14 protein-coding genes are annotated in these 14,044 nt (G+C 25.3%); 8 read left to right on the top strand and 6 right to left on the bottom strand.

Annotated features, from left to right (window positions below):
* From L8V79_RS07215 to L8V79_RS07205, 3 genes are all read right to left on the bottom strand, one after another.
* A partial coding sequence (locus L8V79_RS07215; RefSeq protein WP_263703098.1) for a toprim domain-containing protein occupies nucleotides 1-957 on the bottom strand: 957 nt, incomplete at its 3' end.
* An 18-nt stretch (nucleotides 958-975) separates the two neighbouring features.
* Entirely contained in the window at nucleotides 976-1,686 is a 711-nt protein-coding gene (locus L8V79_RS07210; RefSeq protein ID WP_012662288.1) for a hypothetical protein, read from the bottom strand.
* A gap of 70 nt (nucleotides 1,687-1,756) precedes the next feature.
* The gene (locus L8V79_RS07205) at nucleotides 1,757-2,029 is read right to left on the bottom strand and encodes a hypothetical protein (RefSeq protein ID WP_044599609.1); all 273 of its coding nucleotides are present in this window, start codon (nucleotides 2,027-2,029) and stop codon (nucleotides 1,757-1,759) included.
* Between the two features lie 203 nt (nucleotides 2,030-2,232).
* Here L8V79_RS07205 and L8V79_RS07200 point away from each other — a divergent pair, with 203 nt between their 5' ends.
* From L8V79_RS07200 to L8V79_RS07190, 3 genes are read left to right on the top strand one after another with little or no spacing between them, the layout of a single operon-like run.
* Nucleotides 2,233-2,763, top strand: a complete 531-nt coding sequence (locus tag L8V79_RS07200; RefSeq protein ID WP_263703097.1) for a hypothetical protein — start codon at nucleotides 2,233-2,235, stop codon at nucleotides 2,761-2,763.
* Nucleotides 2,763-4,082: a relaxase/mobilization nuclease domain-containing protein gene (locus L8V79_RS07195; RefSeq protein ID WP_263703096.1), complete on the top strand. Its 1,320-nt coding sequence runs from the start codon at nucleotides 2,763-2,765 to the stop codon at nucleotides 4,080-4,082. The genes L8V79_RS07200 and L8V79_RS07195 overlap by 1 nt, the downstream gene beginning before the upstream one ends.
* A 26-nt stretch (nucleotides 4,083-4,108) precedes the next feature.
* On the top strand, nucleotides 4,109-4,819 hold the full coding sequence (locus L8V79_RS07190; protein WP_263703094.1) for an N-acetyltransferase: 711 nt from the start codon (nucleotides 4,109-4,111) through the stop codon (nucleotides 4,817-4,819).
* Nucleotides 4,820-5,179: 360 nt separating this feature from the next.
* Here L8V79_RS07190 and L8V79_RS07185 read toward each other — a convergent pair whose 3' ends face one another.
* The 3 genes from L8V79_RS07185 to L8V79_RS07175 all read right to left on the bottom strand — a co-directional run bounded on the left by L8V79_RS07185 (nucleotide 5,180) and on the right by L8V79_RS07175 (nucleotide 6,801).
* On the bottom strand, nucleotides 5,180-5,782 hold the full coding sequence (locus tag L8V79_RS07185) for a site-specific recombinase/resolvase (protein ID WP_012662252.1): 603 nt from the start codon (nucleotides 5,780-5,782) through the stop codon (nucleotides 5,180-5,182).
* Nucleotides 5,783-5,903: 121 nt separating this feature from the next.
* Nucleotides 5,904-6,128, bottom strand: a complete 225-nt coding sequence (locus tag L8V79_RS07180; RefSeq protein WP_263703092.1) for a hypothetical protein — start codon at nucleotides 6,126-6,128, stop codon at nucleotides 5,904-5,906.
* Nucleotides 6,129-6,132: 4 nt separating this feature from the next.
* Nucleotides 6,133-6,801 carry an AAA family ATPase gene (locus L8V79_RS07175; protein ID WP_195670666.1) on the bottom strand — a complete coding sequence of 223 codons (669 nt, stop codon included), beginning with the start codon at nucleotides 6,799-6,801 and terminating at the stop codon, nucleotides 6,133-6,135.
* Between the two features lie 282 nt (nucleotides 6,802-7,083).
* Here L8V79_RS07175 and L8V79_RS07170 point away from each other — a divergent pair, with 282 nt between their 5' ends.
* The 5 genes from L8V79_RS07170 to L8V79_RS07150 all read left to right on the top strand — a co-directional run bounded on the left by L8V79_RS07170 (nucleotide 7,084) and on the right by L8V79_RS07150 (nucleotide 14,032).
* Complete coding sequence (locus L8V79_RS07170; RefSeq protein WP_263703088.1) at nucleotides 7,084-7,470, top strand: HTH domain-containing protein; 387 nt, start codon at nucleotides 7,084-7,086, stop codon at nucleotides 7,468-7,470.
* 270 nt (nucleotides 7,471-7,740) lie between these two features.
* A complete protein-coding gene (locus tag L8V79_RS07165; protein ID WP_263703087.1) occupies nucleotides 7,741-8,640 on the top strand; it encodes an Abi family protein in 900 nt (299 codons plus the stop codon).
* A 1,028-nt stretch (nucleotides 8,641-9,668) separates the two neighbouring features.
* Nucleotides 9,669-9,932, top strand: a complete 264-nt coding sequence (locus L8V79_RS07160) for a TrbC/VirB2 family protein (RefSeq protein ID WP_263703086.1) — start codon at nucleotides 9,669-9,671, stop codon at nucleotides 9,930-9,932.
* Between the two features lie 6 nt (nucleotides 9,933-9,938).
* Nucleotides 9,939-12,713: a VirB4 family type IV secretion/conjugal transfer ATPase gene (locus L8V79_RS07155; protein ID WP_263703085.1), complete on the top strand. Its 2,775-nt coding sequence runs from the start codon at nucleotides 9,939-9,941 to the stop codon at nucleotides 12,711-12,713.
* Nucleotides 12,710-14,032: a type IV secretion system protein gene (locus L8V79_RS07150; RefSeq protein WP_263703084.1), complete on the top strand. Its 1,323-nt coding sequence runs from the start codon at nucleotides 12,710-12,712 to the stop codon at nucleotides 14,030-14,032. Before L8V79_RS07155 ends, L8V79_RS07150 begins: the two co-directional genes overlap by 4 nt.
* The last annotated feature ends 12 nt before the right edge of the window (nucleotides 14,033-14,044 follow it).

Below are 14,044 nucleotides of genomic sequence, written 5' to 3'. Positions count from 1 at the left end.
ATCATTAAAATCACTCATACCTTGAGAGCTTTGCTCTTGTGTAAAATTTGGTAAAATTACACTAACATTAGAATATTTTTCTTTAATCTCTAAAGCTGTTTTTTTACCTGTATTTTCTAATCCTTTTAATTCTTTTTTTACATCATTATCAGCAAATATTGTGATATTTTTATCAGGATAGAGAGTATTTAGTTTTTTAACCACACTTTCTAAATTACCAGCATCTACTGCCATAATGATAGGTTTATTTAAAGCTTTATACAAAGTAGCACCAGTAGCAAAACCTTCACATAAATAAAATTCTTTTAAATTATGAAGTGTTTTAGCTCCTATAATATGAAAACAACCTTGTTTTTTTGCAAGATATTCCACGCCTTGATCTTTTTCTTCTTGAGTTTTAATTACCCCTATGATTTTATCTCCATTTGAAAATATTCTTTGAAGTGACCATAATTTTCCATTTTCATCTTTTAAAGGAATTAATAATGAACCCATTTTATCTTGCTTAAGATAAAAGTTTTCATCAAAGCCTTTTTTCTTTAAGTAAGCATGGTTAGAATTAGCCCATCTTGCATTATTATACTCATCTTCTAATTTTAAGGCAGTTTTTTCTTGTAAGGCTAAAATTTCTTTTTCTCTAAGCTCTTGATCTTTTTTTATTTGATTATGTAATTCTTGAGAACTTTTTAAATTACCATTATAGTTTTTTTCTACTTGCATTTTCCAATTTTTCTTTATGCCTGTTTTAAAATTTTGTATAAAACCTGCAGGAAAATTGTTATTTAAATATCCAATATAAGCACCACTTAATTCTCTACCTTTATCATTAGTAGTTTTTACTCTATGAATTTTACCATCCATAATAGGTAAATTATCTATAATTAATCCTTCTTCTTCAAGTGATTTTTTAAATGATTGAAGGGCTAGGGAGGTGTTGGTTGAACTATTATAATACATCGATAATCCTTTTAAATTTTATAGTGATTTAGAAAAAGATTTTTCGTTAGTCCGAACATGTTCCCTTTCACGAGAATTAAGCTTTTTTTGAAAAAACTCATCAACTTTTTTAAAAAAATAGTTTTTATCTTTTTTCTTATCTTTTGAATTATCTATGGTTTTATTACTTTCAGATGTTTGTTGAGTTTCCTTGTAAGCTTTTAAAAATTCTGAAACAAAATTAGAAAATTCATTCGCATTTGATAAAACTCCAACTTCTTTAATTGCTTCAAAAGTTCCATTTAGAATATTTTGAAAATTTTCAGCTTTAAGCGGAGATAATATTTTGTCAAAATTTTCTTTTATTTTTGGATTGATTCTTTTGTTAATACTAGCATCAATATTTTGACTACCTAGTTTAATTAACTCATCTAAACCTTTCTCAAAATGTCCATCACCTAATCTTACCTTTAGTGGTATTTTTAAATCATCCGTGATAATTTCAAATGCAATTTCTTGTTTTGAAAAAGATAATTTTTCCATTCGTTTTAGCTTTTCACAAGAATCAAAAGTTTTTAAAGTATTAAAAAGAGATTCAATCTCTTTAGGGTTTGATGTATTGTCATAAGTTCCATTAAAAACACACTCTTGATATTCTTCACATAATGATGAATTATCAATAACTTTTACTTTTATATTTTCAAATGTTATGTTTTTGTTTTCATTTTCTTGTATATCTATGTTTTCCATTTTTCATCCTTAATAATTTTGTTTTTTGGTTTTGTTTTTTTGGATTATTGTAAAAATTGTTTATATTTTTTTAGTTGCTTTTATCCTCCTTATTGTTGGTATAGTTGATATTAAAAAAATCATCAACTTCACTACATAATGATTTTATCTTTTCTAAATTATTTTTTTGAATATAATCAAAAAATAAATTTCTAAAATCATCTTTATCTAACAAAGAGATAATTTCAGAGCCTATCTTCTTACAAAGCTTCTCTTTTCTCTCTTTTTCTTTTTGTTTTGCTTTTTGGATTTTTTCTTTATACTCTTGTTTGAGTAATTCTATTTCTTTGCTATCTTTTTTCATCTTACTCCTTGTGAATTTTTATATATTAATTATATCATAAATGCTGAAAATATTAATTTTTATGTAAAGATAAATTGACTAAAATACAGGTGTAAAAAATGTATTAATAGCAGGATAGCTATTTACTCCAAAAAATGACACTATTTTTTTAGTAAATAGCAAAATATTCTCTGCGAGGCTCAATAAAAGGTGTTGTAATTTTTATGAAAAAAACTAATATTTATTTTGATGAAAAAAGTTATTCTTATCTTCTTAGACTAAAAAAAGAAATGAAAGTTTCTTTTAGTAAAATAATAAATACAATTTTAAAAAATATTTATGATAATGAAAAAGAAAATATAAACACCATAGATAAAATAAATTATCAAAATAATGAACCAAAAAAAGAAATTAGATTTAAACTTACTGAAGATGAATATAAAATATTTTCAGATTTTGCAAAGAAAAATGGAAATGGAACTGCAACAAAACAAATAAGAATTTTAACTTTAAATCATATTTATAAAGATAAATTTTTTGATAAAAATTATATCGATGAATTTATATTAGCAAGAACAGAAATAAACACAATCGGAAGGAATATATATCAGCTTTTAAAAATTTTAAGAAGCGGAAAAAGCGTGAGAATAAATGAAAAAAATTTAGAAAAATCTTTTGAGGATATTTCAATAAATATTGAAAAATTATCCAAAGAATTAGAAAAAATTATTCTTAAAAATAATGAAAGAATTTAATGTCAAGATTTAAAATTTTTGATGATGAGATCATAGCAAAAAGAGTTTATACTAAAATAGAAGTTGGATCTAAATCTACATATAATTTTGTTAAAAAAAATATATCAAATAAAACAAATAAAGTTTTTAGAAAAAACACTGAAGTTGTTGTAAAAATTACATCAGGCTCGAAAAATTTGCAAGCAGTTTGCAAACATTTAGATTATATTTCAAGAGAAGGAACAATAGAAATAATTACAAGTGATTTTGATATATTAAAAGGAAAAGATGAGTTAAAAATTTTAAAAAAAATTTATGAAAATGAGGGTGCTCCTATTCCTAGATTTGGACAAGAAAAAAAAGAAAAAAGACATACTATTAATATGGTTTTTTCTATGCAAGATTATAAAAATGCACCCCCAGAGAAAATGAAAAAAGCTGTTTTAATGACATTAAAAAAAATGTATCCAGATAATTTTTTTGCAGTTGCTTTTCATGATGATACTGACAATCCACATTGTCATGTTTGTTTAAAAGTTGCAGATAAAAATGGAAAAAGAATTAATCCAAAAAAATCAGATTTAATGAATTTGAGATTATCTTTTGCTAAAGCATTAAACAATTTAGGTGTGGAAGCAAAAGCAACTATTCGTTCAAAAAACAATGAAGAAGTATCCTATAAACTTGAAAAAAATAAAGAACAAACTAAAATGCATTATTATCAAGTTTTAGATTATGGAAAAGCAAAATATAAATTTAGTCTTGATGAGAAAGCTAAAGATAGTTTTTATGTGAAATATAGAACAAAAAAAGGTATAGCTGTAATATGGAGTAATGATCTTGAAAGAGTTATCAAAGAAAATAAAATTTTAAAAGGGGAATATGCAAAGTTTAAAATTATAGGACAAGAAACATATCAAATTAAGAAAAAAATTAAAGCAAATGGAAAGACTTTTGAAGTAACCAAAATGGCAAAAAAATCTGTTTGGGACGCTTCTGTTTTAGGTAGAGAAAAAGAGCTAAAACCATTGCAATCAGATGAAAAAAATAATCCAAAATATGCTATAAAGGAAAACAATGAGAGAGATTATACAGAACAATATAGACAGAGAATCTTACAAGAGTCCAGTAATAAATCAAATATCCCAAGAGAATCTGCCAAAGAAAGAGACTCTATGCGAATATTGTCCGAACAGTCTGTGGTTCATGAGCGAAAAGGAACTCAAATGCCTATGCACATCAATGCACTCAATCAGCTACAGCAAGGAAAGCGAGAACGAACCGATAGTAGCTTGCGATGGACAAATTCTAGGAATAATGAGATTGAAAGAGATGGGTAGTTTATAAGAGAAAGAAATAAAATATAATGAAACAAGAAGTTTATACTAGCAAATTTTATATTTGCAAAAAAAATGAAAAAGAAGTTTGTTTTAAATTAGATTTTGAAATAAAAGCATTTGAAGAAAATCAAAAATTTTATTATGTTGAAATATGTGCAATTATAGACTATCAATATTTGAAAAATGAATTAGGTGTTTTTAAAAATGATAATAAAAAAAGAAATTATTGGAAGTTGAAATATATGAGTCATTGGAGTTTTAGTTCTTGCGTAGAGATTGATCATAATTATAAATCTCTAGGTATAGGGACATTTGTAATAAATAAAATATTAGAAATCGCTTTAAGTTATGTTCCAGAGGCAAATTTTCATGATATATTGAGTAAAGAAAATGATGAAAATGAAGAGAGTTGCAAGAATCGCATAAGAAGGGATAAATTGTATAAAAATTTAGGTTTCATATTTAATGAAAATAATACAAGTTTTAGTATAGATAGCATCAGTGATTTAAAAATAAGAAAAGATTTTGATTATATTCAAGAAGTTCGTATTTTTGATATGTGTAATCAATTAGCAAAATTACAATATCTAAAAGAAGGTGATGATAAGTTATTACAATATTGCAAAGATGATTTCAATAAAGAAAAAGGTAAGAATAATATCCTTCGTGCAATAATTAAGCTTATGTCTTTTGTTTCAATAGCACTGGCTATTTGGATTGTTTATTTATTAAAGTGAAAGATAATCGCCTTTTACTAATTAATTTTTAATATCATATTCTTTCTGAATATTATTGTTTTTATTTAAATCTTCTAAAATCTTTGCAGATTTGGCACAAAAGAGCTTTTATAATCTTTTAAGGGGCAGGTATCAATTTAAATTACGAATGTGTCATAATAACAGCATCAAAATTGTTTATAGCTATTTAAGAAAATGTTTTGTTTTTGGGAAATAACATTTTATACAAAGAATATTAAAATTGAATTTTAGAAGTATAACATTATTTGATTAAATATATATTAATTACATATAATTTAAATATTATATAGATATTTTTTACATATCCATATAATATTATTTATAAATTAGTATGATATATTATGTCAATTTTCTTCTTTTGCAAAAATAATGAAAGTTATTGTAAGTTCCTTTTTCGCCTAAAAATTTCCAAATATTGCGTAAGGTTATTTTTTTAGATATAAGCTCTTTTATTAGATCTTCATCTTTATCATACATACTATTAAAACTATTTGTAGGACGACCTATATTTTTTCCATTTTTGCGTGCATTAGCAAGTCCTGCTTTTGTTCTTTGTGAGATAAAGTCTCTCTCTGTTTCTGAAACATAAGCGTAGAAAGAAAGGAGTAATTTTTGAGAAGGATTGTTAAATGAACTTAATTCAGGTTGTCGTAAAAAAACAAATTGCACACCCTTTTCAGAAAGTTCTAATATTAATGTAATAACTTCAAGCATACTTCTTCCTAATCTTGAAAGTTCTGTGCAAATTAATAAATCACCTTCATTGAGTTTATCTTTTAATTCATTCATACGCCTTTTTTCTAAACTTTTTCTTGAACTCATTTCAACTTCCATAACTTCATCAATATTAATTTTGTTTTTTATACAATATTCATATATTTGGAGTTTTTGGACTTCTGAGTCTTGTTTTGCTGTACTAATTCTTACATATGCTATTACCATTATGTAATTATATCTAAAATTGTTTGAAGTATTATTTTTTAATAGTATGTATCATTACAATATGTATATAATATTTTTTATATATTATATACATATCAAAATTATATTTTTAAAATATCTTTTAGTTATTTAGCACCTTAAATCTTATAAAAGCACCTTTATCCATACCCATTTGTTCTGCCATACTTGATAATCTTTCATATTCTTCACTTGTAAAACCTACAAGAAGCTTTTTATCTCTTTTGATTCTTCCAGATTGCGTAGAGGTTTTTTGTGCTGAAGTTTCTCCCGTAGCTCCTTCGATAAAACTATCTAAATTTGCATTTGTATTTTTTTTAAATCCCATTTTATTATCCTTTGATTTTATTTGTTAATTCATTATAGAAAGTATTAAATTCTTCTAAAGCTTTATTGTTGGAATTAATTTCTGTTTCACTAATTCCTAAACCCATTTGAATGCAAGTCTTATATTTTTCTCTTTCACAGATAATATTATCTAAAAGTTTAATATTGTCATCTTCTTGCTCTTTAATATAGGCTCTTAAATCTTCAATCTTTTTATTTAAAAAAGGATTTGGAGAGCTTTTATTGATTAAAACAAATGTTTGTAGATCTCTATTTAATTCCTTTGCCATTTTAATAATTGTAAACATTTTATCTAAAACACTAACATCAAATTGACTTGGGATTGTAGGAATGATTACAACATCTGAAAAACCTAATGCTATTCTCATTTCTTTTGAGTCTCTACCGCCAGTATCAATAATAATTAAGTCATATTCATTTTTATTTTTTTCTTTTTGTATAAAATCTTTTAAAGATTCGCCAACTTTAGATACAACAGAGAATGTTCTATTAATACCTTCTTCCATTCTAATATTGACAAAAGTCATAACAGATTTTTGTGGATCGCTATCACACAATAAAACCTTTTTACTCTCAGCTGCCTTAATTGCTAAATTTACAGCTAATGTGCTTTTGCCACTTCCGCCTTTTTCATTACAGATGGATATAATCATATTTATCCTTACGATATTTATTACATATCATAATTATATCATAAGAATATTAAATACATAGTATAAAAATATATATAAAAAATGTAAAAGATATTTATTTAATATACTATATAATAACAATAAAAAAATTATTATTTTTTTATTCCAAAAGTTAAACTTTTTATAATTAATAATTAAGATTTGTTTAATTTATTTTAAGTATAATTCCTACTAGTAACTTACTAGTAAAAACTATACTTACTAAGTAAAGTAATAATATTACAATGAATAAGGAGAATAAATATGAATAAACTTAAAGAAAATACTAATCAAAATAAATTAGCTCAAAACAACACAATCCAAGTTGTAAATGTTGTTGAAAGTGTTATAAATAGTATAAAAAACAATTTTCCTGAAAATGCAAATTATAGTATTAACATAAGTAATAATAAAACTGTTATAAAAATAAACGATGGGGTTAAAGGAGCTGTTGTAACATATGAGGAAAATGGAAATTTTCAAAGACAAGAAAAAGTTCAGTATATTAAAACAACTCCAGATGAAAGATTAAAACAGGTAGAACAATTAATGGGGAAAAAAACACAATCGGAAATAGCTAGTTATCTTATGGTAAGTCAAAAAACTATATCAAACGATATTAAAAAGATAAAAAAGAATAAGAAAAGCTAACTTTAACAAAGGATTAAGTGTGATATTTTATTTAAAAAATAGAATGACTTATTTTCTTATATACTTCAAGTTGATAAGAGCTAAGAAGCATGTTGTGTTAGCATCTAATATAATCAAAAAAATAATAAGAAACAAAATAATTAATACTTGTGTTAGTTTAAAAGGCTACAAAGTGCAGTTTCATTTAAGCAAAAATAAAACTAAAATATTTTATTATTTCGTTAACATACCTTCCGAGCATTTTCATGATGCTGACTGGAAGGTGCTCTCATGAATTATAAAGATTTTAAAGATTATCCCAGCCTTATTGATATTTTAAAAAATAGAAACCTTATTGTAAAAGATGAAAAACAAGCTATAAAGTTTTTAGAGAAAAATCATTATTATCGTTTAAGTTCTTATTTTATACCTTTTCAACATCCAAAGAATTCACCATGTAAAGACATGTTTCAAGATGGAACTACTTTTGAAGATATAGTTTTACTATATAATTTTGATACAGATTTAAGAAAATTTGTATTTAATTATCTATCTGAGTTAGAAATTATTTTAAGGGCACAAATTTCTCATATTCATTCTAAACAATATAAACCTTTTGGTTATATACAAGATATAAAATCTTTAAAAAGAGAGATGAGGATTAAGGACCGTTGTCTTTACGGTGATTTGATTGAGCAAATAGATAAAGAGAAGAAAAGAGCTAGTGAGGATTTCATTCAACATATAAAAACAAAATACAATACAGATGATTTACCATTGTGGGCTCTAGTTGAAATTTTATCCTTTGGAACATTATCTAAATTTGTAAAACTTATGCAAAAAACAGAACAATTAGATCTTATGAAATTTTTTGAATTAGAAAATATACAAATTGATGTTTTTGAAAACTGGATAGAAACTTTATCTTATGTTAGAAATTTATGTGCACATCACTCAAGACTTTGGAATAGACAATTTGTTAAAAAATTTAAATATAGAAAAAATGATAATTTTCTAGATGAAAATGTAGATCGTGATAAAATATTTTTCGCAGTAAGTGTATTGACTATAATCTTAAAGGAATATAACATTAAAGAAGAATTTATAAAATTATTAAATAAATATCCAAGTATTGATAAAGCTGCTATGGGTATACCACAAAACTGGCAAGAATTAAATATTTGGAAGTGATCTGCTAATGCAACAAGGAATATAAACGAGTGTGATGTTATGTTATTTTAGATATTTTATCGAAGAAATACAATAATGTTGAATATAGAAAAAAGTCGGAAACTATATTAAACTCACTATCTAAATATCCTTTACAGAAAATGTTGTTTTTATACTGATATTTTTATCTCTCATAGCTTATAAAAATATATTTATATATAGATATAAGACACATAATTAAAAAATATTAAAAAGATATTTATTAGATATAAAATAAATATAATTTATTTTTAATTCGATTTAAGTTGTATAATCTTTTCTCAAATTTTATGATTTCCATAAAAATCAACTTTCTCGTATTTTTTAGAATTTTATTCAAAATGTTTTTGACCTTGTTCTTTTATTTCAAGACTAAAAAAGAGAAAGTTATTTTTTAAGTTTAAAACAATCGCATTTTCTTTTTGTAATATTGTATTTTTTTATCATTTCTTTTAAGAAATCTAAAAATACTTCTTCTGTAATTTCTTTTTATTCTTTATTTTTTCATCAGACAATCTGCTTCTTCTAAAAAGTTATAATAATCTAATTCTTTCATTTGTTGCTTTTTCCTTTCTCTACTTTAATCATCATTTTGTATTTTGGACAGATAACTTTTTTATATGCTTCATCTTCTGTATATTCAATATATTTATTCTCGTTGCAATTTTTACATTTAATGTTAGTCCATAAGATCATAGGATGAAAATAAATTTTGTTTGAAAGAAAATAAGGATATTTTTTACTCATATATTCTTCTCTGAAATTTTAGATTCAAATATAATCGTGATTTATGTTTTAAGTTTTGTTTAATTTTACTTCTTACTTTTATAATTTTTTTATACAAATCTGATCTTTTAGTTGCCAAATTTACTCCTTTTTAATCCAAAATCAAAAAAAATGTTTATTACACATTTAATTTTAATAAAAAATTAAAATTAAATAATACCTTTATATTTAATATAAGAGCTAAATTTATCGTTCGTTATTTTTTAATGAAAGGACTCCTTTAAATGTTTAAAAAAATACTATTAATAGCATTAGCTGTAAATTTAGCTTTTGCTGCAGGCGGTATTGATAAAGTCAATACTTTGGCACAAGATATATCAACAGCTTTGTTTGCTCTTTCCGGTGTTATTGTTACAATAGCTTTTTGTATTGCAGGCTATAGAATGGCAATGTTAAAACAGCAATGGACTGAAGTTTTACCAGCGGTAATTGGCGGTGTTGTTATAGGTTCTGCACCAGCTATAGCTGGTCTTTTGGTGGGTGGTTAAAAGTTTATGAATAACTATTTTGATCCGCTCTTTAAAGGATTAACACGCCCTGCACTCCTTTTTGGAGTGCCTTTAGTGCCTTTTATAATGAACATTTTAGGATTTATCTTAATAGCTGTTTATACGCAACAATTTTTCCTTTTAATTTTTGGAGTTATTTCTTATTTTATTATGAAAGCAATGACTAAGAAAGATGAGCAAATGTTTAGATTGTTTTTTTTAAAAACTAAATTTATTAGTAATTTTTTGAGTAGAAAGTATCATAAAGCTAAAACTTTTAATAGCGTAAGCTATAAACGATTGCCAACTAATAATGATTTTCCAAAATTATCTATATTTCCACTTCATGCTGAACCAAGTTTAGAGAAATTAATTCCTTATAGCTCTTTACTTACAGATAGCATTGTTATTACAAAAGAACATATGCTAATTAGCACATTTTTTATTGAAGGTATAGAATTTGAGTGTGAATCAGATGAGAATTTAATTTTTAAAAAAAATCTTTTGAATATGATGATAATGTCATTTTCTAATGAGCCTGTTGCTTTTTATTTTCATAATGTAAGATTTAAATTACATGAATTTTTAGATTCTCATTTTGAAAATTCTTTTTTAAAGGAAATTGATGAAAAATACCATAAGAGTTTTGATAAAAAAAGTTTTCAGCAAAATTCGCTTTATTTAACTTTGGTCTATAAGCCTTTAAAATCTAATATTGATCTAAAGACTTTCAATAAATTAAATTACAAATCAAAAGCAAAAGAAATTTCAAATTTTGTTCTTAAATTCCAAGAATACTTAGGAAAACTTGAAGCTAACATTAAAGATTTTAAACCAAAAATATTAAGTGTATATAAAAAGAATAATATTAAATATTCCGAGCAATTAGAATTTTATAATTATTTAATAGGTGGAAAATTTAATCCTGTTGTAGTTTGTGATACTCCGATATATCAATATCTAACAGGAACTTTAAAAAATATTCAATTTAACCACGATATGATTCAGCTAAACTACAATGATGATACAAAAAGATTTGCTAGAATTATTGAAATTAAAGATTATTCTAATGAAACTTTTTCAGGTATTTTAGATTCTTTAATGTATCTTGATGTAGATTACACTATTACTCAAACTTTTGTTCCTTTATCAAAATATGATTCAAAATCAGCATTAAACAAACAAATTAATCAACTAATTTCAAGTGAAGATGATGGTGTAAGTCAGATAGAGCAATTAAATTTAGCATTAGATGATTTAATTAGTAATGTTATAAGTTTTGGAAATTATCATTTTAGTATTTGTGTTTTTGGTGATAGCATTGATGAATGCAAGAAAAATACTAATAAAGTAATAACTTCATTAAATAGTTTAGGCTTTACTTCAACATTAGCAAATATTGCACTACCTGCTTCTTATTTTTCACAATTTCCAAGTAATTTTGCAATACGCCCAAGAGTTCATATGATTTCATCTTTAAATTTTTCATCTTTGGTTGCATTACATAATTTCTTAATGGGTAAAAAAGAAAAAAATTGCTGGGGCGATGCTGTAACTATTTTAAAAACACCAAACAAACAACCATATTTTTTAAATTTCCACAAAAGCGATGGGAAAAACAAAGATGAATTTGGTGATTTGAATTTAGCTAATACTTTGATTTTAGGTCAAAGTGGTGGTGGTAAAACCGTGTTTATGAATTTTATCATTAATCAAATGATAAAGTATGCTAATAAAGATAGTTTCCCTGCAAACATACCTGAAGATAAAAAGAAATTTACAGCTGTATTTTTAGATAAAGATAAAGGTGCTTTAGGCAATATTCTTTGTGCTGGCGGTAGATATATTTCTATTAAAAATGGTAAGCCTACTGGGTTTAATCCTTTTATGGTTGAAACTAATGAAGAAAATTTAAGATTTTTAAAACAACTAATAAAACTATGTGTAACACGCAATGGCGAAATTCTTAATACAAAAGAAGAAAAACAAATTAATGAAGCTGTAAATACTCTAATGTTTCAATTTGAAATTTCTGAAAGAAAATATCCTATTTCTTTACTTCTTGAAAATATTACAGATGATTTTAATGACAATAACTCTTTAAAAAGTAGATTGTCTTTATTCCAAAAAGGAAAACAATTTGGCTGGGTGTTTGATAATGAATATGACAACCTAGATTTTCCTGATGATATTAATTTATTTGGTATTGATGGAACTGAATTTTTAGATGAAAAAGATGTTTCAGCATTAATCTCTTATTTTATTCTTTGGCGTGTTATGAATTTAGCAGATGGAAGAAGACTTTGTATAGATATTGATGAAGCTTGGAAGTGGTTAGAAAATGATATTGTGGCAGAAGAAGTAAAAAACAAGTTTAAAACCATAAGAAAACAAAATGGCTTTTTAAGACTTGCTACACAAAGTATAGAGGACTTTTTAAAACTAAAGATAGCAAATACTTTAGTTGAACAATCTGCTACAAAAATATTTTTACCAAACCCTTTAGCAAAAGAAGATGAGTATTTAAGACTAGGTCTTAGCAAAGATGAATTTTTAATAGTTAAAAACTTTGCCCCACATAAACGACAATTCCTTGTTAAAAGACAAGATGAGGCAGTTGTTTGTTCTTTGGATCTTTCATCTTTAGGCAAAGAAAACCTAAAAATTTTATCTACAGGCACAAGCTATATAGAAAAAATAGAAAATATCTTTAATCAAAAAAACAAAACTTTGGAAGAAAAAATCAATGAACTTAAAACATTTTATAAGGAAGAACAATGAGATTAAGTTTAAGTAAAAATCAAATCAAAAAGCCACAGGGGCGCTTTATCTTAAATAGCCCTGTCAAAAGACAGGATAAGACTCAAAAAGCCTTGACTACTATTAAACTTAGTAGTATAATTGCTACTAAGATAAAGCGTGTGAACTTCATCTTAAAATATCTCCTTTCTGGAGTTAAGATTAAGCCACAGGGTTGCTGCCCTGTGGCAAACCCCAAAAATAATTATATCCAAAAACAAAATAAATTTTTATTTTCCATAATTTCATCATTATGTATTGCAAATTTAGCTTTTAGTGCTGGTATTAATGTTAAAGTTATATTAGTAGCTATTTTTAGATTTAAAGCCACAAGGAAATCTCATCCCCATAAAAATGGGGCAAGGCTAATAAGCCTTGACTATTATCATACAAAGAAGTATAATAATAACTATGAGATTTATATGACTCAATTTAATCGCCTCCTTTCAGAGTGCAAATTAAGCCACAAGGGTGCGAACCTTGTGGCAAACACCCCAAAAAATTATATCCAAAAATTTAAAAAATCTATTCTTATTCTTACTTCCCTATTGATTTTACCTAACTTAGCTTTTAGTGCTGGTATTCCTGTAGTTGATGCGACTGCAAATTCACAAATGGCAACCCAAAATGCAAAAGAAATTGCAGAGTGGACTAAACAAGCTACAAGATGGCAAGATACGGTTAAACACTATCAACAACAAATTCAAGCTTATCAAAATGAACTTATGTCTAAAACAGGTGCAAGAGATTCAGTGTCTTTTATGAGAGACACAAAACAAATTTATTTAGATTTTGCACAAGCTGGACAAAACATACAATCTTTTTATGATGATGTATTGCAAGATCCACAAGGCTTTTTAAGCGATAAAAGCAAAGAAACATTTAGAAAATTCACTCTTTTTGATCGTTGCAATGCTAGTTATTTGAGTGAAGAGCGAAAAAGAATATGTAGAATGGATATGATTACTTATGCAGCTCAAGTGGAGCATTATAATCAAGCTTCTATCCAAGTTAATACCGTAGCAAAGTCTTTAGAAAAATTACACCAAAGACTTATAGAATCAAAAGATATTAAAGAAACTAATGACATTAACAATGCGATTAATGTAGAAAAAACCAAACTAGAAATCATTAAAACTAATCTTGAAATTTCTAATATGCATTATGAAAATCAAAGAAGAATAAGACAAGATCAAGCAGCACAGCTGTTTGCAGAATCAATGGGGAAAGAGCCTTTGAGTGATGTGGAGCTTGCAAAACAAGCTGAAGAAAAAGCAAAAGCTAGTGGCTTATTTGACTAAATAGGAGTGAAA

The organism is Campylobacter sp. IFREMER_LSEM_CL2194, from assembly GCF_025771685.1.
GTDB lineage: Bacteria > Campylobacterota > Campylobacteria > Campylobacterales > Campylobacteraceae > Campylobacter_D.
The sequence above is the reverse complement of the archived record's forward strand: the minus strand, read 5'-3'. Positions and strand labels throughout refer to the sequence as shown.